The 23,435-nt window shown below is 67.3% G+C and carries 24 protein-coding genes and 1 tRNA gene; 7 read left to right on the top strand and 18 right to left on the bottom strand.

What is annotated here, in order from left to right:
- Window positions 1-104 precede the first annotated feature (104 nt).
- Window positions 105-806 (bottom strand): TetR/AcrR family transcriptional regulator, encoded by a 702-nt coding sequence (locus A5784_RS10730; RefSeq protein WP_082944756.1) that lies wholly within the window; start codon window positions 804-806, stop codon window positions 105-107.
- Between the two features lie 215 nt (window positions 807-1,021).
- On the opposite strand from A5784_RS10730, the gene A5784_RS10725 reads away from it, so the two are divergent.
- Both A5784_RS10725 and A5784_RS10720 read left to right on the top strand, forming a co-directional pair.
- The gene (locus tag A5784_RS10725) at window positions 1,022-2,491 is read left to right on the top strand and encodes an aminotransferase class I/II-fold pyridoxal phosphate-dependent enzyme (protein ID WP_197514694.1); all 1,470 of its coding nucleotides are present in this window, start codon (window positions 1,022-1,024) and stop codon (window positions 2,489-2,491) included.
- A gap of 26 nt (window positions 2,492-2,517) precedes the next feature.
- Window positions 2,518-4,164 (top strand): amidohydrolase, encoded by a 1,647-nt coding sequence (locus A5784_RS10720; protein ID WP_064944886.1) that lies wholly within the window; start codon window positions 2,518-2,520, stop codon window positions 4,162-4,164.
- A gap of 10 nt (window positions 4,165-4,174) precedes the next feature.
- Here the strand turns inward: A5784_RS10720 and A5784_RS10715 are convergent, their stop codons facing one another.
- The 5 genes from A5784_RS10715 to A5784_RS10695 all read right to left on the bottom strand — a co-directional run bounded on the left by A5784_RS10715 (window position 4,175) and on the right by A5784_RS10695 (window position 7,988).
- Window positions 4,175-5,350 (bottom strand): Glu/Leu/Phe/Val dehydrogenase dimerization domain-containing protein, encoded by a 1,176-nt coding sequence (locus A5784_RS10715; RefSeq protein WP_064944885.1) that lies wholly within the window; start codon window positions 5,348-5,350, stop codon window positions 4,175-4,177.
- Between the two features lie 3 nt (window positions 5,351-5,353).
- Window positions 5,354-6,709 (bottom strand): flavin monoamine oxidase family protein, encoded by a 1,356-nt coding sequence (locus A5784_RS10710; protein ID WP_064944921.1) that lies wholly within the window; start codon window positions 6,707-6,709, stop codon window positions 5,354-5,356.
- A gap of 118 nt (window positions 6,710-6,827) precedes the next feature.
- Window positions 6,828-6,918 (bottom strand) — tRNA-Ser (locus A5784_RS10705).
- 111 nt (window positions 6,919-7,029) lie between these two features.
- On the bottom strand, window positions 7,030-7,485 hold the full coding sequence (locus A5784_RS10700) for a nucleoside deaminase (protein ID WP_082944755.1): 456 nt from the start codon (window positions 7,483-7,485) through the stop codon (window positions 7,030-7,032).
- Window positions 7,482-7,988 carry a tRNA adenosine deaminase-associated protein gene (locus A5784_RS10695; RefSeq protein WP_064944884.1) on the bottom strand — a complete coding sequence of 169 codons (507 nt, stop codon included), beginning with the start codon at window positions 7,986-7,988 and terminating at the stop codon, window positions 7,482-7,484. Before A5784_RS10695 ends, A5784_RS10700 begins: the two co-directional genes overlap by 4 nt.
- Before the next feature lie 83 nt (window positions 7,989-8,071).
- On the opposite strand from A5784_RS10695, the gene A5784_RS10690 reads away from it, so the two are divergent.
- Window positions 8,072-9,028, top strand: coding sequence for a prephenate dehydrogenase (locus A5784_RS10690; RefSeq protein WP_082944754.1), 957 nt, complete (start codon window positions 8,072-8,074; stop codon window positions 9,026-9,028).
- On the opposite strand, the gene A5784_RS10685 is transcribed toward A5784_RS10690, so the two are convergent.
- Genes A5784_RS10685 through A5784_RS10665 form a run of 5 tightly spaced genes read right to left on the bottom strand, consistent with a single transcriptional unit; the run spans window position 8,994 to window position 13,124 of the window.
- The gene (locus tag A5784_RS10685; protein ID WP_064944883.1) at window positions 8,994-9,602 is read right to left on the bottom strand and encodes a putative glycolipid-binding domain-containing protein; all 609 of its coding nucleotides are present in this window, start codon (window positions 9,600-9,602) and stop codon (window positions 8,994-8,996) included. The two genes, A5784_RS10690 and A5784_RS10685, sit on opposite strands and share 35 nt — an antisense overlap.
- Window positions 9,599-10,402 carry an ABC transporter permease gene (locus A5784_RS10680; protein WP_064944882.1) on the bottom strand — a complete coding sequence of 268 codons (804 nt, stop codon included), beginning with the start codon at window positions 10,400-10,402 and terminating at the stop codon, window positions 9,599-9,601. The genes A5784_RS10685 and A5784_RS10680 overlap by 4 nt, the downstream gene beginning before the upstream one ends.
- Entirely contained in the window at window positions 10,399-11,061 is a 663-nt protein-coding gene (locus A5784_RS10675) for an ABC transporter permease (protein ID WP_064944881.1), read from the bottom strand. Before A5784_RS10675 ends, A5784_RS10680 begins: the two co-directional genes overlap by 4 nt.
- 4 nt (window positions 11,062-11,065) lie before the next feature.
- On the bottom strand, window positions 11,066-12,175 hold the full coding sequence (locus tag A5784_RS10670) for an ABC transporter ATP-binding protein (RefSeq protein ID WP_064944880.1): 1,110 nt from the start codon (window positions 12,173-12,175) through the stop codon (window positions 11,066-11,068).
- Between the two features lie 4 nt (window positions 12,176-12,179).
- Window positions 12,180-13,124 carry an ABC transporter substrate-binding protein gene (locus A5784_RS10665; protein WP_197514693.1) on the bottom strand — a complete coding sequence of 315 codons (945 nt, stop codon included), beginning with the start codon at window positions 13,122-13,124 and terminating at the stop codon, window positions 12,180-12,182.
- A gap of 138 nt (window positions 13,125-13,262) precedes the next feature.
- Between A5784_RS10665 and A5784_RS10660 the strand changes: the two genes are divergently transcribed.
- Window positions 13,263-13,670, top strand: a complete 408-nt coding sequence (locus A5784_RS10660) for a LapA family protein (RefSeq protein WP_064944878.1) — start codon at window positions 13,263-13,265, stop codon at window positions 13,668-13,670.
- 3 nt (window positions 13,671-13,673) lie between these two features.
- Here the strand turns inward: A5784_RS10660 and A5784_RS10655 are convergent, their stop codons facing one another.
- Together A5784_RS10655 and A5784_RS10650 are read right to left on the bottom strand one after the other, a co-directional pair.
- Complete coding sequence (locus A5784_RS10655) at window positions 13,674-14,696, bottom strand: phosphotransferase family protein (RefSeq protein ID WP_064944877.1); 1,023 nt, start codon at window positions 14,694-14,696, stop codon at window positions 13,674-13,676.
- A 9-nt stretch (window positions 14,697-14,705) separates the two neighbouring features.
- Entirely contained in the window at window positions 14,706-15,314 is a 609-nt protein-coding gene (locus tag A5784_RS10650) for a histidine phosphatase family protein (RefSeq protein WP_064944918.1), read from the bottom strand.
- Between the two features lie 19 nt (window positions 15,315-15,333).
- Here A5784_RS10650 and A5784_RS10645 point away from each other — a divergent pair, with 19 nt between their 5' ends.
- A complete protein-coding gene (locus tag A5784_RS10645; protein WP_064944876.1) occupies window positions 15,334-16,089 on the top strand; it encodes an SDR family NAD(P)-dependent oxidoreductase in 756 nt (251 codons plus the stop codon).
- Here the strand turns inward: A5784_RS10645 and A5784_RS10640 are convergent.
- Window positions 16,086-17,999, bottom strand: a complete 1,914-nt coding sequence (locus A5784_RS10640) for an alkyl/aryl-sulfatase (protein WP_197514692.1) — start codon at window positions 17,997-17,999, stop codon at window positions 16,086-16,088. The two genes, A5784_RS10645 and A5784_RS10640, sit on opposite strands and share 4 nt — an antisense overlap.
- A gap of 61 nt (window positions 18,000-18,060) precedes the next feature.
- On the opposite strand from A5784_RS10640, the gene A5784_RS10635 reads away from it, so the two are divergent.
- Window positions 18,061-18,798, top strand: coding sequence for a GntR family transcriptional regulator (locus A5784_RS10635; protein ID WP_064944917.1), 738 nt, complete (start codon window positions 18,061-18,063; stop codon window positions 18,796-18,798).
- A 66-nt stretch (window positions 18,799-18,864) separates the two neighbouring features.
- Here A5784_RS10635 and A5784_RS10630 read toward each other — a convergent pair whose 3' ends face one another.
- The 4 genes from A5784_RS10630 to A5784_RS10615 form a co-directional block, all read right to left on the bottom strand.
- The gene (locus A5784_RS10630) at window positions 18,865-20,199 is read right to left on the bottom strand and encodes an MFS transporter (protein ID WP_064944874.1); all 1,335 of its coding nucleotides are present in this window, start codon (window positions 20,197-20,199) and stop codon (window positions 18,865-18,867) included.
- 175 nt (window positions 20,200-20,374) lie between these two features.
- A complete protein-coding gene (locus A5784_RS10625) occupies window positions 20,375-21,073 on the bottom strand; it encodes a phosphonatase-like hydrolase (protein WP_064944873.1) in 699 nt (232 codons plus the stop codon).
- A gap of 26 nt (window positions 21,074-21,099) precedes the next feature.
- Window positions 21,100-22,245, bottom strand: coding sequence for a TIGR03364 family FAD-dependent oxidoreductase (locus tag A5784_RS10620; RefSeq protein WP_064944872.1), 1,146 nt, complete (start codon window positions 22,243-22,245; stop codon window positions 21,100-21,102).
- Between the two features lie 150 nt (window positions 22,246-22,395).
- Window positions 22,396-22,887, bottom strand: coding sequence for a metallophosphoesterase family protein (locus tag A5784_RS10615; RefSeq protein ID WP_064944916.1), 492 nt, complete (start codon window positions 22,885-22,887; stop codon window positions 22,396-22,398).
- A gap of 141 nt (window positions 22,888-23,028) precedes the next feature.
- Between A5784_RS10615 and A5784_RS10610 the strand changes: the two genes are divergently transcribed.
- A partial coding sequence (locus A5784_RS10610; RefSeq protein ID WP_197514691.1) for an MspA family porin occupies window positions 23,029-23,435 on the top strand: 407 nt, incomplete at its 3' end.

Here is a 23,435-nt window from a genome sequence, read left to right as displayed (position 1 = left end):
GGAATTGATGCCCACATCGTGATGCGAAGCCGCTGTCGCCGGCTGAGGAGTTGCGGCGACTATACCCGTCCGACGCGCGCCAAATAGGTTGGCGCCGGTGATGATCAGGCCGGCAGCGGCGGATGTGCCATCGATTGCGAGGCTTTCGCCAGGGCTGCCCGGTCGACACTGAACAGATCGGCGATGGCATCGAGGATCATCGATTCCATCAGAGGCACCGTCATCTCGTAGAGGCCCAGCAGGGTCTGGATGGCCAAACCGTCGGTGAGAGCGACGATCCGGGTGACGGCGTCGTCGACATTGCCGTTCGACTGCAGCACCCCGCGCGCGATCCCGTCGTTGATGCACTCGGTGAACAATGTCCGCCACACGTTCATGATGCGGTGAACATGCTTGCGTAGCTCGCGATTTCGCGTACTTGCCGCATAGAACTCGACCCACAGGCCCCAGGCCATGTCGAAATCCTCATCGGTCACGATGAACCGCGCCAGGCGCGCGATCCGGACGAGTGGCTCGTCGTCCTCGGTGACGCACCGGCGCCATCCGTCCCGGCTCTGCTCGGCGGACGAACGGAAGGTTTCCAGCACGAGGCGGTCCTTGGTGCGGAAGTAGTGCTGGATCAGCCCGACGGAGACGCCGGCCTCCTCAGCCACGTCGGCCAGCCGGGTGGAATCCACCCCGTTGGTCACGATCACCCGTGCAGTAGCGGCGACGATGGCCGCACGGCGCGCGTCCATATGTTCGGGGTTCGACGCCCGGAATCGAGCCGTCGCCGCTGGTTTGGACGGGCGAAATGCTTCTGACATGGGATGACGCTATAATATGTTCAACTTATTAACAAGAGTTTGACGAATGACACCCCACGGACCGTCCATCCGCCACCCACAACCACCGCGTCGCTCGAACGCCGAAACGTAAAGTGGCACGGACTTATTGGACGCTAAAGCGTCCTTCGGACGGTGACTTTTGCCAAACTCGTCAAGCCCGGCGAATATCCGGGCCCAGGGTGATGGGAGGGCCATTGAGCTCCGCCGAACCGATCGACCACGATCACGCTCCGTACGCCGACGCGATGCGCGCCTATGGCGAGGGCGACTGGGTCCGGGTCCACGTGCCCGGCCACATGGGCGAACCGAAGCGCCATCCCCTGCTCGCGGAGTGGTTCGGCGACCGAGTCCTCGAGCTCGACGTACCGCCGCTGATCGAAGGCGTCGACATCACGCCCGACCCCACCCCCATCACGCAGGCCCAACGCCTGGCCGCCGACGCCTGGGGCGCTGAGAGGACCTGGTTTCTGACCAACGGCGGATCCCAGGCCAACCACCTCGCGGTGATGTGCGCCCGCCAACTCGGCCGGACCCTGGTGGTGCAGCGCAGCGTGCACTCCAGCGTGGTCGACGCCCTGGTGCTGGCGGGCCTGCGTTCGGCCTTCGTCCACCCGTCGGTCGACGACCACCTGGGCATCGCGCACGGCGTCACCGCGGCCGACCTGTCCGCCGCGCTCGACGCGAACCCCGACGCCGCAGCCGCGCATCTCATCACTCCGAGCTACTTCGGCTCGGTCAGTGACGTGGCCGCACTCGCCGAGGTCGCCCACGACCACGGGGTCCCGCTCATCGTCGACGAGGCCTGGGGCGCCCACTTCGGCTTCCACCCCGCGCTGCCCGCCAATGCCCTCTCCAAAGGCGCCGACCTGGTGTGCTCGAGCACCCACAAGCTCGGCGGCAGCCTCACCCAATCGGCGATGCTGCACCTGGGCGTCGGGCCGTACGCCAAGCAGCTGGAGCCCATGGTGGTCCGCGGCCTGCACACCGTGCAGTCGACCTCGACCAGCGGCATCCTGCTCGCGTCTCTCGACCTGGCCCGCAGGCAGCTGGCCACCGGGCAGGCCCGGATCGGCGACTCGGTTGCGGTCGCCGACGAGATCCGCGCGCGCATCCGCGCCCATGGCCGCTTCCGGGTCGCCAGCGATGACTTCCTGCAATTCCCCGACGTGGTCGCGGTGGATCCGCTGCGCGTAGCCATCGACACCTCGGCCGGCGGTATCAGCGGCGTGCGGGCCAGCAAGGTGTTGATCAACGAGCACAGGATCCACGTCGAGGTGGCGACCGGGGCGGCGATCGTGATGGTCATCGGTGCCGGGTCTGCACCGGACGTGGACCGCATCGTCAACGCCCTGCACGCGCTGCCGGAAGAGAACGGCGGCGGCGAGGACCACTCCGCACTCAAGGTTCCGCCACCCGGCGAGAGCCGGATGACAGTGCGCCAGGCCTTCTTCTCCCCGGTCGAGGTGGTCGGAGTCGACGCGGCCATCGGGCGCGTCAGCGCCGACACCCTGGCCGCCTACCCGCCGGGGATCCCCAATGTGCTGCCGGGCGAAGTGATCACCGCCGAGCTCATCGACTTCTTCCGCGGCACAACCGCTCATGGCGGCTACGTCCGCGGCGCCGTCGACCGAGCCGTGACCGGCTTCCGCGTGGTCGCCGAGTAGCACGCCGAACAGAACTGGAAGGAACCATGACCGACGTCATTTACCGCAATGCGGTCGTCCACACCGTCGACCCCGACCAGCCGACCGCCTCGGCCGTCGCCGTCACCGGTGACCGCATCACCGCCGTCGGCGACGACGCCACGATCGCTGCCCTGGCCGGGCCCGACACCCAGATCGTCGACCTCGGCGGCCGGCTGCTGCTGCCCGGATTCGTCGACGCGCACAACCACCTTCGGCTCGGCTCGGATGTCGCGAGCGCGCAGTTGGCCGGTGCGGCGACGCTCGACGAGGTCTACCGCAGGCTGACCGCATGGATCGAGGCCAACCCCGATGCATCGTGGATCGAGGGCGAAAGCCTCGACTACAGCGCGTTCCCCGCGGGCCAGATGCCCACCGCCGCCGACCTCGACGCCATCACCGGGGACAAGCCTGCGTTCGTGCTGACCTACGACGTGCACACCGCCTGGCTCAACACAGCGGCGCTGCGGTTCCTTGGCATCACGCGCGATCACACCGAGCTGCCGTTCGGCACCGCCAAACTCGAGCCGGTGACCGGTGAGCCCACCGGATTCCTCACCAACTTCGCGGTCAAGGGGCTGGCCCGCGACGGTCAGCGCGCGATGGCCGAATTCCTGCCGTGGGCGTCCGAGGACCGACGCTATGGCCGGCTGCTGTCCAGCCTCGACATGGCCATCGCCAATGGGCTGACGACCGTCGTCGAACCACAGAACTCGCTCGACGACATCGGCCTGTTCACTCGGGCCCGCACCGAGGGCCGCCTGAAGTCCCGGGTGATCGCCGGGCTGTTCCATCCGCGCGGCACCCCGGCGTCGGACCTTGCCGACTTCGCCGCGGCGATCGAGCAGCACCAGGACGACCAGTTCCGGCTCGGTCCGCTCAAGCTCTACATCGACGACGTCGTCGAGCCGCACACCGCCGCCCTGCTGGAGCCCTATTACAACGAGCCCGGCAACCGCGGCGCCACCTACTACGAGCCGACGGAGTTCGCCGAGGTGCTCACCGGGCTCGACGCGGCGGGCTTCCAGGCGTTCGTGCACGCCACCGGCGATCGCGGCATCCGCACGGTGCTCGACGGGGTCGCGGCGGCCCGCGCCGCCAACGGCGCTCGCGACGCCCGACATCAGATCGTGCACGTCGAGTGCCTGCACCCCGATGACGTGGCCCGGTTTGCCGAGCTGGGTGTGGTGGCCTGCATGCAGCCCCGCCACGGCGCCCCGGACGTGGCCGGGCCGGGTAAAGACTGGGCGGAGGCGATCGGCCCTGAACGCTCCGAGCACGCGTGGGCGTTCCGCAGCCTGCAGCAGGCCGGCGCGGTGCTCGCGTTCTCCAGCGACTGGACCGTCGCCGAGATGGACCCGCTCTCGCACCTCTACACCGCGGTGACGCGGCGGGGCCGCGGCGACACCCCGGCCTGGGTGCCCGAGCAGAGCATCACCCTGGACGAGGCGGTGTACGCGTACACCATGGGCAGCGCCTACGCGAACTTCTGCGAAGACAACCGCGGGTCCATCACCCCCGGCAAGTACGCCGATTTCGCAGTGGTCTCCGACAACATCTTCGCCGGGCCACCCGAGGCCATCCGCGACGCCACCATCGACATGACGATCGTGGGCGGCGAGATCGTGTTCGACCGGGCGGCCGCCATCGCGTGACGGCTCCCGACTAGAGGATCGGGAACCGCTCGTCGATCAAGGCCAGGCGCTGCGCTGCCACCGCGAGAGCGGCTTCGCGCGGTGTCACGCCGTTGGCCTCGGCATAGTCGAACATGTTGTCGCTCAACGTCTTCATGCGGTCGGCGATCTTGGCGAACGACTGCTCGGGGCTGCCGTCGATGTCGCCGAAGAACACCCACCACCACCACGCATTGGTGGCCGAATTGGCGACGAAGTCCGGCGACACGGTCACACCCCGGGCCGCCAGGGTGGCCTCCGCGTCGGGCAGCACCGGCATGTTGGCCGCCTCGACGATGAGCGTGGCCTGCACGTCGGCCTGATTCGAGTCGTCGATGCAATAGGACATCGCGGCGGGCACCAGCACGTCGGTGGACACGCTGAGCCAGTGGTCGCCCGGTAGCTGGGTGTCGCCGTCACGCAGCTGGCTGCGGTCGATACCGCCGGTGGCGTCGCGGGTGAGCAGCAGGCGCTCGACGTCCAGGCCCGACGGATTGGCCACCACGCCATGGACGTCGACGAGGCCGACGATGTGCGCGCCCGCCTGCGCCAGGTAGCGGGCTGTCGCTCCGCCCATCGAGCCGAAACCCTGTACGACAGCGCGGGTTTCAGCAGCAGGCAGACCCAGCCGGGCCATCGCCGCCAACGCGGCCTGCGCGACGCCGTAGCCGCCCACCAGCTCATCGAGCTTGACCCCGTCGACCACACTGCCGAACGCCGTCTTCATCCGGGCGTCGGCGGCGGCCTTGTCGTCGATCACCTGGTAGGCGGCCTCGATCGAACTGCTCAGACCGATGGCCGCGATACCGCGATCCACCGCATCCTGGCGGACCCCGAAATCCTCGCCCATGGTCCAGCGCTGCGCGATCAACGGCTTCATGGCAGCCAGGTACCGGAACAGCACCTGCTCGGCGTCCGGGCTGTACGGGTCGAAATCGATGCCGCCCTTGGCCCCGCCCAGCGGAACATAGCGGGCGCCGTCCTCGTAGTGCATGGCCTCTTTGAGGGTCATGCCCTGGGCCAGGCCACGGACCTCGGAGAGCGTGCAGCCGGCCCGCATCCGCAGCCCGCCGCTGCTGATGCCGCGCACCAGCCGGTCGATCACCAAGTAGCCCTTGGCCTGCGTGACCGGATCGGTCCAGGTCACCTCGAAGAAGGAGTCAGACATCGCTCACGCATTCCCGAGCCGCGCGAGCACCTCGTCGGCGGCCCGCCGACCGGATCGGATGGCGCCGTCGACGTGCATCAACCCGATGCCCGCGATGTCCGAGCTGGCGAAACTGAGCGGGCCGATCGGCCGGCGCATGTCCGGCCCGAAGCGCACCAGCCCGCCAGGACCGAAGGTGGGCGAATAGGCGCCGCGCGTCCACGGGTCGGCGTGCCAGCTGCTTTCCGCGAAGTCGATCGGGTCGAGCGCTTGCGGGCCGAAGTAGGCCGCGAAGGACTCCAGGACCGCCGCCCGCCTGCCCTCGGCGTCGAGGCGGGCGACCCGGTCGGCGGCCGACGCGACGATGAACCCGATGAGCACGCCTTCGCCGCCGTCGGGCAGCGTGTTGTCGTACACCTCGTGCACGGTGAGCTCCGGGCCGAACCCGGTGCCGGACAAGCCCTCGTCGCGCCAGAACGGCCGCGCATAGAAGGCCTGCACCTTGATCACCAGGCCCTGGGTGAAGTTCTCGTCCATCGTCATCCGCCAGGAGGGCAGCGGAGGATCGAAACGGATGCCCGACAACAGGTTCGGTGGCACAGCGAGGATCGCGGCGCGGGCCGCCACGGCGCCGTCGGCCGTCTCGACCACCACCGAATCGTCCGTCCAGCGCACGGCGCGCACCGCGCTGTCGAGCCGCACCCGGGTGCCCAGCCGTTCGGCGAGCCGCAGCGGGATCTGGCTGAGCCCGCCGACCAGCCGGCTGTTCAGCACCTCGTCGGCATCGGCGAGGTGGCCGACCCCGCCGCTGGTGGCCGCCAGCCACGCCGCCCCCAGCACCGAGAACTGCACGGTGTCCTTGGTCATGAACGCGGCCACGATCTTGCCGATCGCGGCGATCGCCTCCGGGTGGCCGCTCTGCGCCCGCAGCCAGGCGTCGAACGTGGTGCCGTCCAGCTCGGCGGCCTGCGGGTGTTTCCAGGGATCGTCGGGGTCCACCTCGGTGGTGATCCGGTCGAGGGCCTCGAAGATCCGGTCCACCGCGGCGACACCTTCGGCGTCCAGCGGCAGCTGCTCATGTGCGTGCGTCTGACGTCGCCCATCGGTGCCGACGTACACATCGGCGCCGCCCCTGGGCCGGACGAACTCCTCGATGCCCAGCTCTTTGGCCATCGCGAGCGCCGCATCCTGATAAGGCGCCAGCCACTGTCCGCCCATCTCGACGTACCGGCCGTCGCGCTGCTCGGTCAGCAGCCTGCCGCCGACCCGGTCGCGCGCCTCCAACACCACCACGTCGCGCCCGGCGTCCACGAGAGTCTTGGCGGCGGTCAGTCCGGCCGCCCCGGCGCCGATGATGACGACATCAGTCTGTTCAGCCATGCCGCGCACCATATCTCCGTGCAGACCCGCGTGAATGCTGTTGGAGCGCAATAGTATCGGCCTACTTGCCGGCCCAAGACAAAAACCCCGCCGCCTGCAACGGCAGGCGCGGGGTCTATGGCGGTGGCGGAGGGATTTGAACCCTCGGACGGGGGTTACCCGTCACACGCTTTCGAGGCGTGCTCCTTAGGCCGCTCGGACACGCCACCGTGTGGCAGCTTACCGAACGCCGGCCGATGGCCCTAATCCGCTCACGAGCGTGAACAAGATGGCGAAGATCGGCCGAAACTTCGCGATCGTGTTCACGTTCGGCACTGCCATCACCGCTGAGCCGAGAAGAAGCCTTCCAGCAGCGCCGCGCACTCGTCGGCCAACACGCCGCCGACCACCTCCGGGCGGTGGTTGAGCCGCCGGTCGCGCACCACGTCCCACAGCGAGCCGACGGCCCCGGTCTTGGGTTCCCACGCCCCGAACACCAGCCGCGCCACCCGGGCCAGCACCAAGGCGCCCGCGCACATCGTGCAGGGCTCGACGGTCACGGCCAGCGTGGCGCCCTCCAGCCGCCAACCATCGCCGAGTACCTGCGCGGCCGCGCGCATCGCCACGATTTCGGCGTGCCCCGTCGGGTCGCCGGTGGCCTCGCGGATGTTGGCGGCGCGGGCCAGCTCGGTACCGTCGGCCGCGACGACGACCGCGCCGATCGGCACGTCGCGAGGACCGGCCATCCGGGCAGCGTCCAGCGCGGCACGGATCAGGGTCTCGTCAGACGAACTCACCGATTGAGTCGGTCGAGCACCGCCGACAACTCGTCGGCGAAGCCCATCTCCCTGGCGATACGGCCGAGCTGCTCGTCGGCGTACAGATCGGTTTCGTCGAGGATCACGCCCAGCACCGCCTCGGGCAGCCCGACGTCCGAGAGGAGGCCGAGGTCGCCCTCTTCGAAGGGGTCGGCGTCGTCGAGATCGTCGGGGTCGATGTCGGCGTCGAGCGTCTCGAGCACCTCAGCGGCGATGTCGTAGTCGAGCGCAGCAGTGGCGTCCGAGAGCAGCAGGCGCGTACCCGCGGGCGCCGGACGCACGATGACGAAGAACTCGTCGTCGATGTCCAGCAGCCCGAAAACACACCCCGAGCTGCGCAGTTCCCGCAATTCAGTCTCTGCGGCGGACAGACTGTTCAGTGAGGCCGAACGCATCGGCGCACACCTCCATTTGCCCTCCTCACGGACGACGGCCACGCCGAACCCGTCTGGCAGGTCCGCCGGCGCGCGCTGTGCTCCCATGTGCGCCTACGGTAGTCGCCGACCAGCGATTTTGACCAGGCATCACCGTCCACCTCTGCCTGAGGGTGTGCCAATCTGGGTAGGTGACAAACACACCCGTATGCGTGGTGGGACTCGGACTTATCGGCGGCTCGCTGATGCGGGCGGCTGCGGCCGCGGGCCGCGAGGTGTTCGGCTACAACCGCTCGGTCGACGTGGTCCAGGAGGCCCGGTTCGACGGATATGACGCCAGCGAGAATCTCGACGCGACCCTGCACCGCGCCGCCAAGAGCAACGCCCTGATCGTGCTCGCGGTGCCCATGCCTGCGTTGCCGATCATGCTGGCCCACGTCCGAGACAACGCACCGGAGTGCCCACTGACCGATGTGATCAGCGTCAAAGGTGCTGTGCTGCAGCAGGTTCAGAAGTTCGGTTTGTTGGACCGGTTCGTCGGCGGGCATCCCATGGCAGGCACTGCGCACTCCGGATGGGCGGCGGGTAACGCGGCGTTGTTCGTCGGCGCGCCCTGGGTGGTCAGCGTCGACAGCCACGTCGACGCCGAGGTGTGGGCGCAGGTCAGCAGGCTGGCGCTGGACTGTCACGCGGTGGTGGTCCCGGCTTGCTCCGAGGAGCACGACGCGGCGGCCGCTGCCATCTCACACCTGCCGCATCTGTTCGCCGAAACACTGGCGCTCAACGCCGGTGAAATACCGCTCGCCTTCGCACTGGCCGCAGGCTCGTTCCGGGACGGCACCCGCGTCGCGGCCACCGCACCGGATCTGGTGCGGGCCATGTGCGAGGCGAATGCCGGACAGCTGCTGCCTGCCCTCGAGCACGGCATCAAGGTGCTCACGCAGGCCCGCGACAGCCTGGCCGCCACGGGCTCGCTGGCCGACCTCGTCGAGAGCGGCCATGCGGCCCGGATGCGCTACGACAGTTTCAGCCGACCGGAAATCGTCACCACCGTCGTCGGCGCCGAGAACTGGCGCGACGAACTGGCCGCAGCGGGCCGTGCAGGCGGCGTGATCAGATCCGCTCTGCCAGTCCTGGGTAGTCGATGATGAATCCGTCCGAGTCGACGGTGATGGTGGTCTCGGACACCGGCGAGAGCAGTTCGATGCCCGTCGGCGTGCCGGTGTAGGTGATGTTCGCGGATTCCACCGACAGCTCGGGCAGCCGGACATAGACCACCGGCAGCGTCACCGACTCGTTCGTCAGATGCAGGCCGGTGCGCCGGATCGGCAGCGCGTTGAAGAATGGGCTGAAGATCACATCGACGTCGAGTGCGCCGTCATAGCTCGACCGCTTGGTCTGGTTGTGGTCCTGGACCAGCCACATGTTCTCTTCGTCGCGTGCGATGGAGAGCTGGCGCTCGCGTTCTGCGAGGGTGACGGTGAGGGAGAGTCGCTTCGTCGCACCCGTCTCGTCGGTCACCAGATCGTATGACGCCGCGAACGCGGGGTGAGACGCGGTGGCAGCAGCCACTATTCGCCCATTGGCCTTGATGCGTTTGCCCGTCAGCTGCACCCGCACCCACTCCATCCGGGGTACGTCGTGTGCTCGCCACGTCAGCACGGCCGGCCAGGCGGATGCCGGCTCGACGGACTGCTCGTCTGTGCGTTCGGCTTCACTCACCCTTCTACCGTATGCGACGGACTACCGCCTTCGTGGGCGAGTCCCGAACTCCCGCGCGGTGCTGTGGATCGCGATTCGAGCGCCACCTCGTCGTCGAGCAATGGCTGAGGCATCTCCCCCGCGCCGCCGCCCCAGCGACGCATCCGGCCGGTACCGGGCACCGACAACCACACGGCAAACGCCAGCGCCGCATCGAGGATCAACGCCAGCGCGGTGACCATGAGCGCACCCACAAGGGCGATGTGGAACTGCCGCACCTTGATCCCGTCGATGAGGTACCGGCCCAGCCCGCCGAGACTGGCGTAGGCCGCGACCGTGGCCGTCGCGACGACCTGAAGCGTCGCGGTGCGCAGCCCGCCCAGGATCAGCGGCATCGCGTTGGGCACCTCGACCCGCAACAGCACCCGGCGTTCCGTCATGCCCATCGACCGCGCGGCATCCACCACGGCGGGATCGACATTGGCGATTCCTGAGTAGGTCCCCGCCAGCAGCGGCGGTATGCCCAGCAGCATCAGGGCCACCGTCGGCGGCACCAGACCGAGCCCCCACAGCAGCACGCCGAGCAGCAGCACGCCGAGGGTCGGCAGGGCGCGCAGGGCGTTCACCCCGGTGACCACCAGGAAGGTGCCGCGGCCGGTGTGCCCGATCAGCAGACCGATCGGAACCGCGACGAGCACCGAGAACACCACCGCGATGGCGGTGTACTGCAGGTGTTCGACGATGCGGGCGGTGAGCCCCGCGGGTCCGCTCCAGTTTGCCGCGGTGAAGATGAAGGTCAGCGCCTGCTGCAGGAAGTTCATGCGGCCGCCTTGGCGCCGGCGGTGCGGGCTCGGCGGTTCCAGGGCGTGATGGCCTTGCCCAGCAACATGATCAGGGTGTCGATGACGACGGCCAGCACGAAGATCGCGATGATCCCGGCGACGATCTGGCTGCTCTTGTTGGCTTGATACCCCTCGGTGAACCACGTGCCCAGCCCGCCGATACCGATCACCGAGCCCACCGACACCATCGAGATGTTGGTCACCGCGACGACCCGAAGACTCGCGATGAGAACTGGGATCGCCAGTGGCAGTTCGACTTTGACGACCCTGACCCAGGGGCGGTAGCCGACCGCGGTTGCCGCGTCCAGCACCGCCGCCGGGACGGCATCGAGCGCCTCGGGCACCGCCCGCACCAACAGCGCGGTGGTGTAAAGAGTCAGCGCCACAATGACATTGGCTTCGTCGAGGATGCGGGTGGGGATGATCAGCGGCAGCACCACGAACAGCGCCAGCGACGGAATGGTGAAGATGATGCTGGCGACGACGGTGATGAACCGTCGCACCGTGGTGGTCCGCTGCACGAGCGCGCCCAACGGCACCGCGATCAACAACCCGAGCACGATCGGCACCAGCGACAGGCGCAGGTGGATCACGGTGAGCGCCCACGCCTTGTCGAGATGGGTCAAGAGGTACATCACAGCGCTACCCGACCTTCGGCACGCGGCGCTGCGTCTTGAGGGCCTCCAACACGTCGTCGGCCTGGATACCGCCGAGCAGGCGACCGTCGTCGTCGACGGCCACCCCGAGCCCCGACGGCGAGGACAGCGCAGCGTCGAGCGCGAGCCGCAGGCTGCCGTCGGGCCGGAAGAACGAGCCGCCGCCGACGCTGCTGTCATACAGCGTGCTTCCCTTGCGGTGCACCTCGACACCCTCGGCGTTGATCCAGGCGAACGGCTTACCGTCGGCCCGCAGCACCAACGCCCACTCGCCCGGGGCCAGTTGCAGCGCGTCGATATCGGCCTCGGCGACTTGGCGGATATCGTGCAGTGGCAGCCCGGTCGCCTTGAAGAACTGCAGCCCGCGGTAGCCCCTGTCGGCGCCGACGAATCCCGACACCAATTCGTTGGCGGGATTGGACAATACGAACGCTGGGTCGGCGTATTGCTGCAGCACCCCGCCGCGGCCGAACACCGCCACCTTGTCGCCGAGCTTGACCGCCTCGTCGATGTCGTGCGTGACGAAGACGATGGTCTTGCGCAATTCGCTTTGCAACCGCAGGATTTCGGACTGCAACTCCTCGCGCACCACAGGGTCGACGGCACTGAACGGCTCGTCCATCAGCAGGATGGGCGGGTCCGCGGCAAGCGCCCTGGCGACTCCGACACGCTGCTGCTGGCCACCGGACAGCTGGGCCGGGTAGCGGTTGGCGAGCTTGGGATCCAGACCCACCCTTTCGAGCACCCCGAGGGCGGCTTTGCGTGCGGCGCGGCGGGATTCGCCCTTGAGCACGGGCACGGTGGCCACATTGTCGACGACCCGCTGATGCGGCATCAGCCCCGCGCTCTGGATCACATAGCCGATGCCGAGGCGCAGTTTCACCGGATCGACCTTCGTGACATCCTCACCGTTGACGGTGAGAGTGCCTGACGTGGGCTCGATCATGCGGTTGATCATCCGCATCGAGGTGGTCTTTCCGCAGCCCGATGGCCCGACGAACGCGGCCAGCGTGCCCTCGGGAACATCGAGGGTGAGGTCATCGACAGCCACCGTGCCGTCCGGATATTTCTTGGTGACGTTGGTGAACGTGATCACTTTTTCACCTGCCCTTCACCGGCTTGTCGAATCCGTTGTCCCTGATCCACTTTCCCGCCGCTTCGTCGGGATCGACGCCCTTGTTGCCCTCGACGGCGGTGTTCAGCGCGATGAGCGCTTCGGTGGTGAGCTTCGCCGATACGGCGTCGAGCACGGTCTTGAGCTCATCGGACATCTTCTGCGAGGCCACCAGCGGTACGACATTGGCGGCCAGGAACGTGTTCTTCGGGTCTTCGAGGACCACCAGGTGGTGTTCGCCGATGGCAGGTGACGTGCTGAAGATATTGGCGGCCGTGATGGATCCGTTGGTCAGGGCCTGCACGGTGGCAGGGCCGCCGCCGTCACTGATCGCGACGAAATTGGCGGGCGCGACGTCCAATCCGTATTTCTCCTTCAGCCCCACCAGCCCGGTCTGCCGCGTCTGAAACTCCGACGGGGCACCCACTTTCACCTCAGCCGAATGGGCGGCCAGGTCGGCGATGGTCTTGAGGTTCCAGCGTGCCGCGGTCTCGGCGGTGACGGCCAGGGTGTCCTTGTCCTCCGCGGGCGACGGGTACAGGATCGACAGATCCCCGGGCAGGGCCTTGAGCAGACCGATCAACACCGCGTCGGATGTGGTGGCGGTGGTGTTCTTGTCGAAGTACTGCAGCAGGTTGCCGGTGTACTCCGGGATCAGATCGATCGAGTGATCCTGTACCGCAGGCACATACGTTTCCCGGCTGCCGATACCGAACTGCCTGCCGACCTGAAAGCCGTTGGCTTCCAGTGCCTGGGCGTAGATCTCGGCGATGATCTTCGATTCCGGGAAATCCGCCGAACCGACCACGATCGACTTGAGATCACCGGATATCTGTCCGCCGCCCAGCGGATTCGCGCTGCCGCACGCCGTGAACACCGACACCATCAGCGCGAGCAGAACGGCGAGCACTGCCAGGGTCCGATGCTGCATGCGAACGTCCTTCCGACGGCTGCAGCCGAATCCGATGACCTCGGCCGGCTTTCCTGACCCTAACCGCAGGGCCGACATGCTGCCGGTCTTTACCGTCCGGTTGTTTGCTTTGCCGCCGATCCGGGCAAAGATACAAACATGACCAGCGATCTGCCTGCATCGCCCGATCAGCCGGAACCGAAGCCCGCGCCTACGGCCCCGAAGCCGTCCGCGGACAAGCCGGCACCGGATGTGCCCACGTCACAACCGCCTGCGGCGTCCAAAGCGCAACCACCGACGGCCCCCAAGTTCACCCGGGCCGGCGCGCTCTGGTCGGCGCTGATCGTGGGTTTCCTGATACTCATCGTCCTGCTGATTTTTATCGCGCAGAACACCGATCCGGTGGATCTGGCCTTCCTCGGGTGGCGGTGGTCGCTGCCCAAGGGCGTGGCCATCCTCGGCGCCGCGGTCGGCGGCGGCCTGCTGACGGTGGCCGCGGGCACCGCCCGGATCTTCCAGCTGCGCCGTACCGCGAAAAAGAATCTGAAGGCTGCGCTGCGCAGCTGAGGATCAGCGCAGTGCGGCGAGCCCCGACGCGATCGCCGGGGCCACGGCCGCGCCGACACTCGAGCTGCCTTCCGCTGCCGAGCCCTGGCGGTGGCGGAAGTCGATACCCGCCGCGATGATCGCCGCCTTGAAATAGGCCAGCGCCATGTAGAAGTCCCAGTGCGCCAGGTCCTGGCCGGACTGCACCGAATAGCGGTTCGCCAGCTCGTCGGCTGACGGCATCTGCGGCGAGCTCCACGCGGCTTCCATGCTCAGGATCAGATTGAACATGGGATCGCGGTACACGCACATCAGCGCCGCGTCCGACAACGGGTCGCCCAGCGTCGAAAGCTCCCAGTCCAGTACCGCGAGGACATTCGTCGGGTCATGGGCATCCAGGATGGTGTTGTCGATGCGGTAATCGCCGTGCACGATCGAGTTGCGGCTCTGCGCCGGAATCGAATCCGCCAACGCTTGATGCAGCCGCTTGACGTCGGCATCGCGCGGATCGTCGGGCAGCCGGACCAGGTCCCACTGCGAACCCCACCGCCGCACCTGGCGTTCCAGATAACCCGCGGGCTTGCCGAAATCGCCGAGCCCGACCGCATCCGGATCCACGGCGTGCAGTTCGGCCAGAACCCGGATCAGGGCGTCGACGCTGCCGCTGACCACTGCTTCGTCGCCGAGCGCGGCCAGCTCGGTTGCGCTGCGCACGACGAGTCCCTCGACATGCTCGACCATCTGGAACGGCGCGCCGAGCACCGAATCGTCGTTGCTCATCGTCACCGCGCGGGCCACCGGCACGGCCGTGTCGGCCAATGCGGCGACCACCCGGTATTCGCGCGCCATGTCGTGCGCCGACGGGGTCAACCCGTGCAGCGGCGGCCGCCGCAGCACCCATTTCGACTCGTCGTCGGCGATCAGAAAGGTGAGATTGGACCGGCCGCCGGCGATCAGCTCGGCGCGCAGCTCACCGGTGCGGGCGATGCCCTCGGCACGCAGGTGGCGATCCAGGGCATCCAGGTCGAGACCTTCCAGAGATGTCACGGGAATTGTTTACCACCGCACATTTCTAGGGAGGAGATCCCATACGTGTTCGGTTCCGTTGACCGACGCCACCGCCAGCTTGCCGCTGCGCGACGACAACAGCCGCGTCACCGACGCGTAGTCGACATGGAAGGACAGCAACCGCTCGGTGCCCAGGATCTGGTGCAGCAGCACGTTGATCACCCCGCCGTGGCTGAACACGGCCACGGTCTGGTCGTGATCACCTGCGGCCACCAGGTCCGCGACGGCGGCAGCGATGCGCGCGGAGAAGGCTTCCTCGTCGACGCTGCTCGGAAGATGCCCGCTGGCCAGCCTGGCCAGTTCCTCCGGGTTCTCCTTGGCGATCTCTTCGATCGGCACGTAGTGCGACAGCTCCCGGTCGTACTCGGCGAGCCGATCATCGACGTCGACCGTCAGGCCGAGCGCTGCGGCGACCGGCTCGGCGGTCTGCACCGCACGTAGCTGCGGGCTGCTCACCAGCCGGGAAATCGGGAAGCGGGCCAGCGCCGCGGGCAGCCGGTTGGCCTGCTCGACACCGGCCTCCGACAGATGCGGATCGGACCCTTGACCAGGCTCGCTGCGCAAAGGCAGCGCATGACGGACCAGAAGCAGTTGCACCGTGACACCATATGGCCGCATGGGATATGCCGACGAACTGTTCGACCTCACCGATCGGGTGGTGCTCGTCACGGGTGGCAGCCGCGGCCTGGGCCGCGAGATCGCGTTCGGCGCGGCCCGCTGCGGTGCCGACGTGGTGATCGCCAGCCGCAATCTGCAGTCCTGTGTGGCCACCGCAGAGGAGATCACCGCCGAGACGGGCCGCAGCGTGTTTCCCTACCAGGTCCACGTCGGCAGGTGGGATGAGCTCGACGGCCTCGTCGACGCGGTCTACGACCGGTTCGGCAGGCTCGACGTGCTGGTCAACAATGCCGGCATGTCACCGCTGTACGAGTCACTGTCCTCGGTGACGGAGAAGCTGTTCGACGCGGTGGTCAACCTCAACCTCAAGGGCCCGTTCCGGTTGTCGGCGTTGGTCGGTGAGCGCATGGTCGCCGCCGGTGGCGGCTCGATCATCAACGTCAGCTCGTCCGGATCGCTGCGTCCGGACCAGTACATGCTTCCGTACGCCGCGGCCAAGGCCGGGCTCAACGCCCTGACCGAGGGACTGGCGAAAGCCTATGGACCCACGGTGCGCGTCAACACCCTGATGGCAGGACCGTTCCTGACCGACGTCAGCAAGGCATGGGACATGGCCGGCGAGCCGTTCGGGCATCTGGCCCTGCAGCGCGCCGGCGATCCCCGCGAAATTGTCGGGGCCGCACTGTTTTTGATGTCGGATGCGGCCAGTTTCACCACCGGCTCGATCCTGCGTGCCGACGGTGGTCTGCCCTAGGGCGTGATGATGTCGAAGTCGGGGTCGGGCCGGTCCAGCACCGCGATGAGTGACGACAGCGCAGTGGCATCGCCGGTGATCTCCAGCCCCGGCGATGCCGAGTCTCCGGCCGCAAAGGTCAAGAGCCGCAACTTGTTCGCCAATGTGACGGTGGCCTGGGCCGTCGCGGAGTCGGCAGTCACCTTGCGGTGGACCAGAACTCCGTTGCGGAGCGTGAGCCGGTAGTTGTCCGCCGTGTCGGTGAACGTGATGTCGACGGCGATGTCGAGGTCCCAGGCGCGGGGGCCGTTGACGTTGATCGCGAAGGTGTCGAACATCTGCTCGGGTGTCAGCTGCGCCAACATCGTCGGCGACGCGGTCTGGGTCGGTGTGCCGAATTTTCCGTCGCGCAGTTCGGTGGCACCGGACAGGAAGAAGTTGCGCCAGGTGGCGTTCTCCGCGCCGTACGCCAGTTGTTCGAGGGTGTCGGCGTACAGTTCGCGGGCCCCGGCGTGATGCTCGTCGGTGAAGATGGCGTGGTCCAGCAATGTTGCCGCCCAACGGTAATCGCCGGCGTCGAAGGACGTCCGGGCCAGCTCGACGACCCGGTCGATGCCGCCGATGGCTTCGACGTAGCGTGGCGCGAGGGCCTCCGGCGGATGCGGCCACAAGCGGCCCGGGTTGCCGTCGAACCAGCCCATGTAGCGCTGGTAGACCGCTTTGACGTTGTGGTTCACCGAACCGTAGTAGCCGTGCGTGTTCCATGCCGCCTCCAGCGCGGGCGGCATCTGGAACTGCTCGGCGATCTCGATGCCGGTGTAGCCCTGGTTGAGCAGCCGCAGGGTCTGGTCGTGCAGGTAGGCGTAGAGATCACGCTGCAGCGACAGGAATTCCACGATGTTGTCACGGCCCCAGGTCGGCCAGTGATGCGACGCGAACACCACGTCGGTGCGGTCGGCGAACGTGTCGATGGCCTCGGTCAGGTAGCCGGACCAACCGTGCGGGTCGCGGACCAGCGCGCCGCGCAGCGTCAAAAGGTTGTGCAGGTTGTGCGTGGCGTTCTCGGCCATGCACAACGCCCGGAACTTCGGGAAGTAGAAGTGCATCTCGGCGGGCGCCTCGGTGCCGGGCGCCATCTGGAACTCGATCTCGATCCCGTCGATGGTGTGGGTTTCGCCGGTTTCGGCGATGTCGACGGTCGGCACGATGAGCGCCACCTCGCCGGTCGATCCGGCTTGGCCAAGGCCACACCCGACCTGGCCCTGGGGTCCGCGGGCCAGCGCCAGGCCGTACATGTAGGCCGCGCGGCGCGCCATTGCGGTTCCGGCGTAGACGTTCTCCTGCACGGCGTGCTCGGTGAAATGCTCGGGGGCGATGATCGCCACCTTGCCTGCGTCGACGTCGGCCTGGGTCGTCACGCCGAGCACGCCGCCGAAATGGTCGACGTGGCTGTGGGTGTATATGACCGCGCTGACCGGACGATTTCCGCGGTGGGCCCGGTACAGCGCGAGCGCGGCCGCGGCGGTCTCGGTGGAGATGAGTGGGTCGATGACGATGACGCCGGTGTCGCCCTCGACGAAGCTGATGTTCGACAGGTCCAACCCGCGGATCTGGTAGATGCCTTCGACCACCTCGTAGAGCCCCTGTTTGACGCACAATTGGCTTTGCCGCCACAGGCTGGGATGCACGGTGTCCGGTGCGTCGGCGTCGAGGAACCCGTAGGAGTCGTTGTCCCACACCACCCGACCGTCGGCGGCCGTGACGACGCAGGGTTGCAGGGCCGCGATGAACCCGCGGTCGGCGTCGGCGAAATCTCGGGTGTCGTGGAAAGGCAGGCGGTCGAAGCTGGCCTTGTGCGCGGATTCGATGACGGTGGTGGGCGGCTTCTGCTCCATGTCGACGAGCCTGCCATCCGTGGCCGTGCCGGGCATGTGAACTTGCTGATTACTATTGGCATGCTTGTCTTGACAACTGTCAGAGAGGGTGGCCTCGATGGCTTCTTCCGATTCGCTGCCCCGCCACACCCATGTCGCGAGCGAGCTGCGCCAGCGGATCATCCGGCGCGACTACCTGATCGGTGAGTCCCTGCCCACCGAGAGCGCGCTGTGCACCGAGTTCGGGGTGTCCCGCGGTCCGGTACGCCAAGCCTTGGCGACATTGAAAAACGAAGGGCTGATCAGGCTTTCGCAAGGGAAGCCCGCAGTGGTACGCAGCCACGACGCCACCCAGACCCTCGACACGTTCACCCCGTTCACCCAGTGGGCGCAGCGCAACGGCCGTACCCCGGGCAGCCGCACTGTCGAGGTCGCGCGGCGACGCGCTTCCGAACCGGCCCAGGTCGCGTTGGATCTGGCCCCGACCGACTTCGTGGTCGACGTGCTGCGCGTCCGGCTGCTCGACGGCGAGCCGGCGATGATCGAGCGCAGCACCTTCATCGACTCCGTGGGCTCGCTGCTGTTCGATTTCGACACCGACTCCGGCTCGATGACCGATTATCTGGCCGGCCGCGGCGTCTACTTCGATTCGATGGAGCACATCCTCGACGCGGTCGCGGCTTCCGATGTCGACGCGGAGAACCTCGGCATCGGTGCAGGCAGTCCGCTGCTGCGTGAGCGCCGCACCTCACGGGACCAGAACGGCCGGGTGTTCGAATATGCCGACGACCGCTACCGCCCCGAACTGGTCGCGTTCAGCATCGTCAACGCCAAGACCATCGACCCGCGGATGTAGACATACGCCGAAGCCGTGGCAGCAGAACCCCTCAGATTCGCAGCCACGGCCTCGGTTTCGGTGCCGCTAGTCGGCGGCGGGCATCCGGTTCCAGTGCGGGAGCAGCAGCAGCATCGCGATGAACGCCGCCCCGGCGAACCCGTAGAACAGCATCGAGGTGCTGAGGTATCCGGGCAGCAGGCCGCCGAGGATCGCTCCGACCGACCCGCAGCAGTTGATCAGCCCGGCGGCGGTCCCGGCATGCTTGGACGTTCCGAAATCGACTGCCGCGACGCACGAGATCATGGCGTCCGCACCGTAGACGCTCAGCCCGATCACGCTCAGCACCGCCACCATGATCCACACATTGCCGGTCGCGGTCAGCGGTGCGAACAGCGCGAGCACCACCACCAGGATCGCCAGGCTGATGACGGACACCGGTACGCGGCGGGCCTTGAACATGCGGTCCGACATCCGGCCGAACATGATTGGGGCGATGACGCCCGCGACGCCGAACGCGATCGGGACCGTGACGGCTTGGAACTTGTCGCCGTCGGCCAGCTGTTCGGCGACGATCACCGGACCCCACAGCAGGATCGCGTAGCGGGCCGGCTTCAGCAGGAAGTACGACATACCAAGGGTTCTCACCATGGGGTCGCGGAGCACGGCAACCAGGGATTCACGCCACGACGGGGTGGGCTCGGCAACGGCTTCTGCCTCGGGCGAGTCGTCGAGCTCGACACCTTCTTCAGCGTCCGCGGCCGCCCGGTACTCCTCGATGGGCGGCAGTCCCACATCCGCGGGGTCGTTGCGCTGGAACAGCAGCATCAGCACGAAAACTGCGGCCACAACCACGGCGCCACCGAAGAACGCGGCCCGCCAGCTACCGAACACGTCGTAGGCGACCCAGCCCAGGAACGGTGCGGCGACCAGGCCGCCGAACGCGTAGTTGGTGCTCCAGACGCCGAGGATCTTGCCGCGTTCCCCGATGGAGAAGAACTGGGCCATGTTCTTGAGGGTGCCGGACCAGCCGGTCGACTGGGCGAGCCCCTGCACGATCATCAACGGCAGGAGGAAGACGAGAGCCGGCAGCAGGCCCATGAAGACAGTCGCGATGGCCGAGATGGCCAGTCCGCCAAGGAGTACCACGCGCGGGCCGAACCGGTCGGAGACCTGACCCCAGACGAATTGCCCGGCCGCGTAGGCGGTCAGATAGGCGGCGTCGAGGTTGGCCAGCGTGCTCTTGGTCAGGGTGGTGCTCAGGATCGGATCTTCGAGGATGCCGAGCTTGGCGACCGAAAATGCTTGGCGGGTGAAGTAGAAGCCGGCGTATGCGATCCACGTGACGGCGAAGATCTGGATACGCCAGCGCTTGTAGAGCGGGGCGATGTTCGGGGGCCTGGATGTGGTGACGTGGGACATGACAATGCACCTCTGGTGGGCGTGAGCAGACGGTGAACTGGCGGGGCCGGGGCAGAGCGCCAAAGGGCCGAATCAGATGCCAGTGACTGGTTTCTCGAGCGAGAACGTCAGAGCGGTGACGCGGCGGCCGGGAGGCTCGGCCTCGAACCGGCCGCCGCAGGAAGGTGGTTGGGTGTCAGCTGAGGGAAGCCACCAGGGTGGGGAGTTCGGCGACGCTGCCGAGGATGTGGGTGGCACCGGCGGCCGACAGCTGGGCGGTGTCATGCGCACCGGTCAGCACACCGATCGAAGCCCGCGCACCGGCGCGCAGGCCGCTGATGACGTCGGACGAGGTGTCACCGAGGACGATCATCGAAGACACCGAGTCGGTTTCGGTGCGCATCAGCGCGGTCAGCGGCATATCGGGGTACGGCCGGCCACGCACGCCGGGCTCCGGGCACAGGACGACGTCGGCGAGGTTCTGCCAGCCGAGCGTGTCGATGATGGCCGACTGGGTCTCGCGGGCGAATCCCGTTGTGAGCGCGGTCTTGATGCCACGGGACCGCAGTGAGCTGATGACCTCTTCGGCTCCTGGGATCGGGCTGCAGTTGCCCTCGGCCACCAGCTGCGCGTAGCAGCGTTCGAACTCCTTGTTCGCGGCTTGAGCCTGTTCTTCGTTGCCGCGCGCGAGGTGTCGGAACACCACGATCTTGGACTGGCCCATGGTGTCGGAGACGTAGCGCAGCATCTCCTCGCGGTCGGCGTCGGTCTTCGACAGTCCGGCATGGCTGTCGGCGGCCATGAACGACTGCTGGACCAGGCCGGTGTCTTCGACCGTGGTGCCTGCCATGTCGAAGACGACGAGGCTGATCGGCTGACTTGTGTTGGAGGTCATGATGTTTCCCTTCGGTTTAGGTTCAATCAGGCGGTTGCGACGGCAGTGTCGCGGACGAATGCGTTCTCGACGCTGCTGTGCGCGAGGCCCATGCTGGTGGTCATGCCGATGCCGGTGGTGACGGTCACGACGTGGGTACCCTCGATGGGCTCCTCGATGAGAAATTCCTGACAGGGGGCCGAGCAGTACACGCCCTGCCAGCGTTCGCTGATGTCGATATCGTTGACGCCGAACAGTTTTCGAGCTTCGTCGACCAGTGCGGTGAAACCCTCCTCGGACTGGAATGCCGGGGCGGACACATCGCGGTAGTGGGTGTCACCGATCAGCAGCGACCCGTCGGGCTGCGGGGTGTACATCTGGTGCAGGTCGATGGCGATGTAGCCGGGGTACTCGGAACGCAACCGGTCGGCAACAGCCTGAGTGCTGGGCAGATTCTCGAATCCGGAGTAGCGCAACAACGACCAGCCGGTGAACAGCGGCGCGGGCAGAGCGGAGGCGAGCGGCAGGCGGGCGCGCAGCATGTGCAGCCGGCACCGCAGCAGTCCATCGCGCTCGGCGAGTCCGGGGAAGAGCCGGTCGATGTCGTAGTTGACGGTGATGAACGTGGTACCGGCGGCGATCGGGCCGCGCGACGTCATCACGACGCCGTGATCGAAACCTGTTGCCGCCGTGCGCCAATAGAAGTCGACGCCCTGGCCGGCGAGCCACCGGGCGATCGAAGGGGCTGCCGTGCGCGGGTCGACCTGCAGGTCGTTGGGCAAGTACATGCCGCCGGTCACGCCCGCTTTGGCCACCGGGATGCGGCGCAGGATCTGCTCGCGATCGAGCAGCATGACCTCGTCCGCGGCGCGGGTTGGGGCGAATTCGTGCATCACCGCCAACTCGTCTTCGTGGCGCGCCACACAGTAGGTGCCGGCCTGCGCCGACCAGAAACCGGCCTTCCGGGACAGGTCGAGCCAGTGGCTGCGGCCCTGCCGCGCATAGTCCAGCGCAACACCGGACTGCGCAGTGATGCAGGCGTGGCCGAAGTTCTGCACCGATGCGCCGACCACGCCCTCGGCGTGATCGACAACAGCGACGCTCAGGCCGCGTTCGTGGGCGTGATACGCGTGCGCCAGGCCCACGATGCCGGCGCCGACGACGACGACGTCGTAGCTCTGCTGATTTCCCATACGGACACTGTGGGCCACATCACCAGACTTGTCAATACAAGTTTGAAAACCGACCTACTCATGTACCTATGTGAACGGAGACGCCCTATCGCGCGGCAGCGCCGATGACCGCGATGTCACGTGCGCCTGCCCGGGGCCAGCGGTGGGATGTCAGAGCTCGTGCAGAGTGACGCCGGAGAGCACGCCGCCCACCACGTCGGCCGTCATGTAGGTACAGAACGGCTGGCGGCGCCGGTCGGTCGGCGATCCCGGATTCAGCAGGCGCAGACCGGTTTTCGTCGTCGTGTCCCACGGAATGTGGCTGTGGCCGAACACCAGCACATCGGTGTCCGCATAGGCCTTGGCCATCCGGGCCTCCCGGCCGGTCGCGGCTCCGGTCTCGTGCACGACAGTGAACCGCAACCCCTCCAGCGTCACGTCCGCACGCTCCGGGAGACGCCGCCGCAATTCCGCGCCGTCGTTGTTGCCCCAGCACCCCACGAGCAGGCGGGCGCGCGCGCTCAAGGTGTCGAGCAAAGCGGGCTCCACCCAGTCGCCGGCATGCACGACGACGTCTGCTTGATCCACCGCATCCCAGACCGGAACGGGGAGATCACGGGCGCGTTTGGGGACGTGGGTATCTGCGATGAGGAGCAGCCGCACAAAATCCACCGTACGTGGTGCAGAAGGGACAGCAGAGGTGTACGGTGCTGTAACTCTGAGGGAGATCTCACCGAATCCTAATTGAGACCCGCTCGCGACCTACCGTCACGAGCCAACTACGACCGGAGACAGGAAGACAAGATGAAGGCATTGAGTCGGGTGCTGACCGCGTTGGTGGTGGCGATGGCTGGTGCCTTCGCCACTCTGTTCGTGAGCACCGGTACCGCGCACGCAGGTCTGGACAATGAGCTGAGCCTGGTCGACGGCCAGGATCGCACCCTGACAGTCCAGCAGTGGGACACATTCCTCAACGGCGTGTTCCCCCTGGACCGCAACCGCCTGACCCGGGAGTGGTTCCACTCCGGTCGCGCCAAGTACCACGTCGAAGGCCCCGGCGCCGCCGACTTCGCGGGCACCCTGGAGCTCGGCTACCAGATCGGCTTCCCCTGGTCACTCGGTGTGGGCATCAACTTCAGCTACACCACGCCGAACATCCTGCTCGACGACACCAACATCAACCCGCTCTCGGCCGGCTTCAACCCGCTGGG

Origin of the sequence: Mycobacterium sp. 852013-50091_SCH5140682 (assembly GCF_001665685.1) — a bacterium.
Taxonomy (GTDB): domain Bacteria; phylum Actinomycetota; class Actinomycetes; order Mycobacteriales; family Mycobacteriaceae; genus Mycobacterium.
This window is presented reverse-complemented; position numbering and strand designations above follow the sequence as displayed.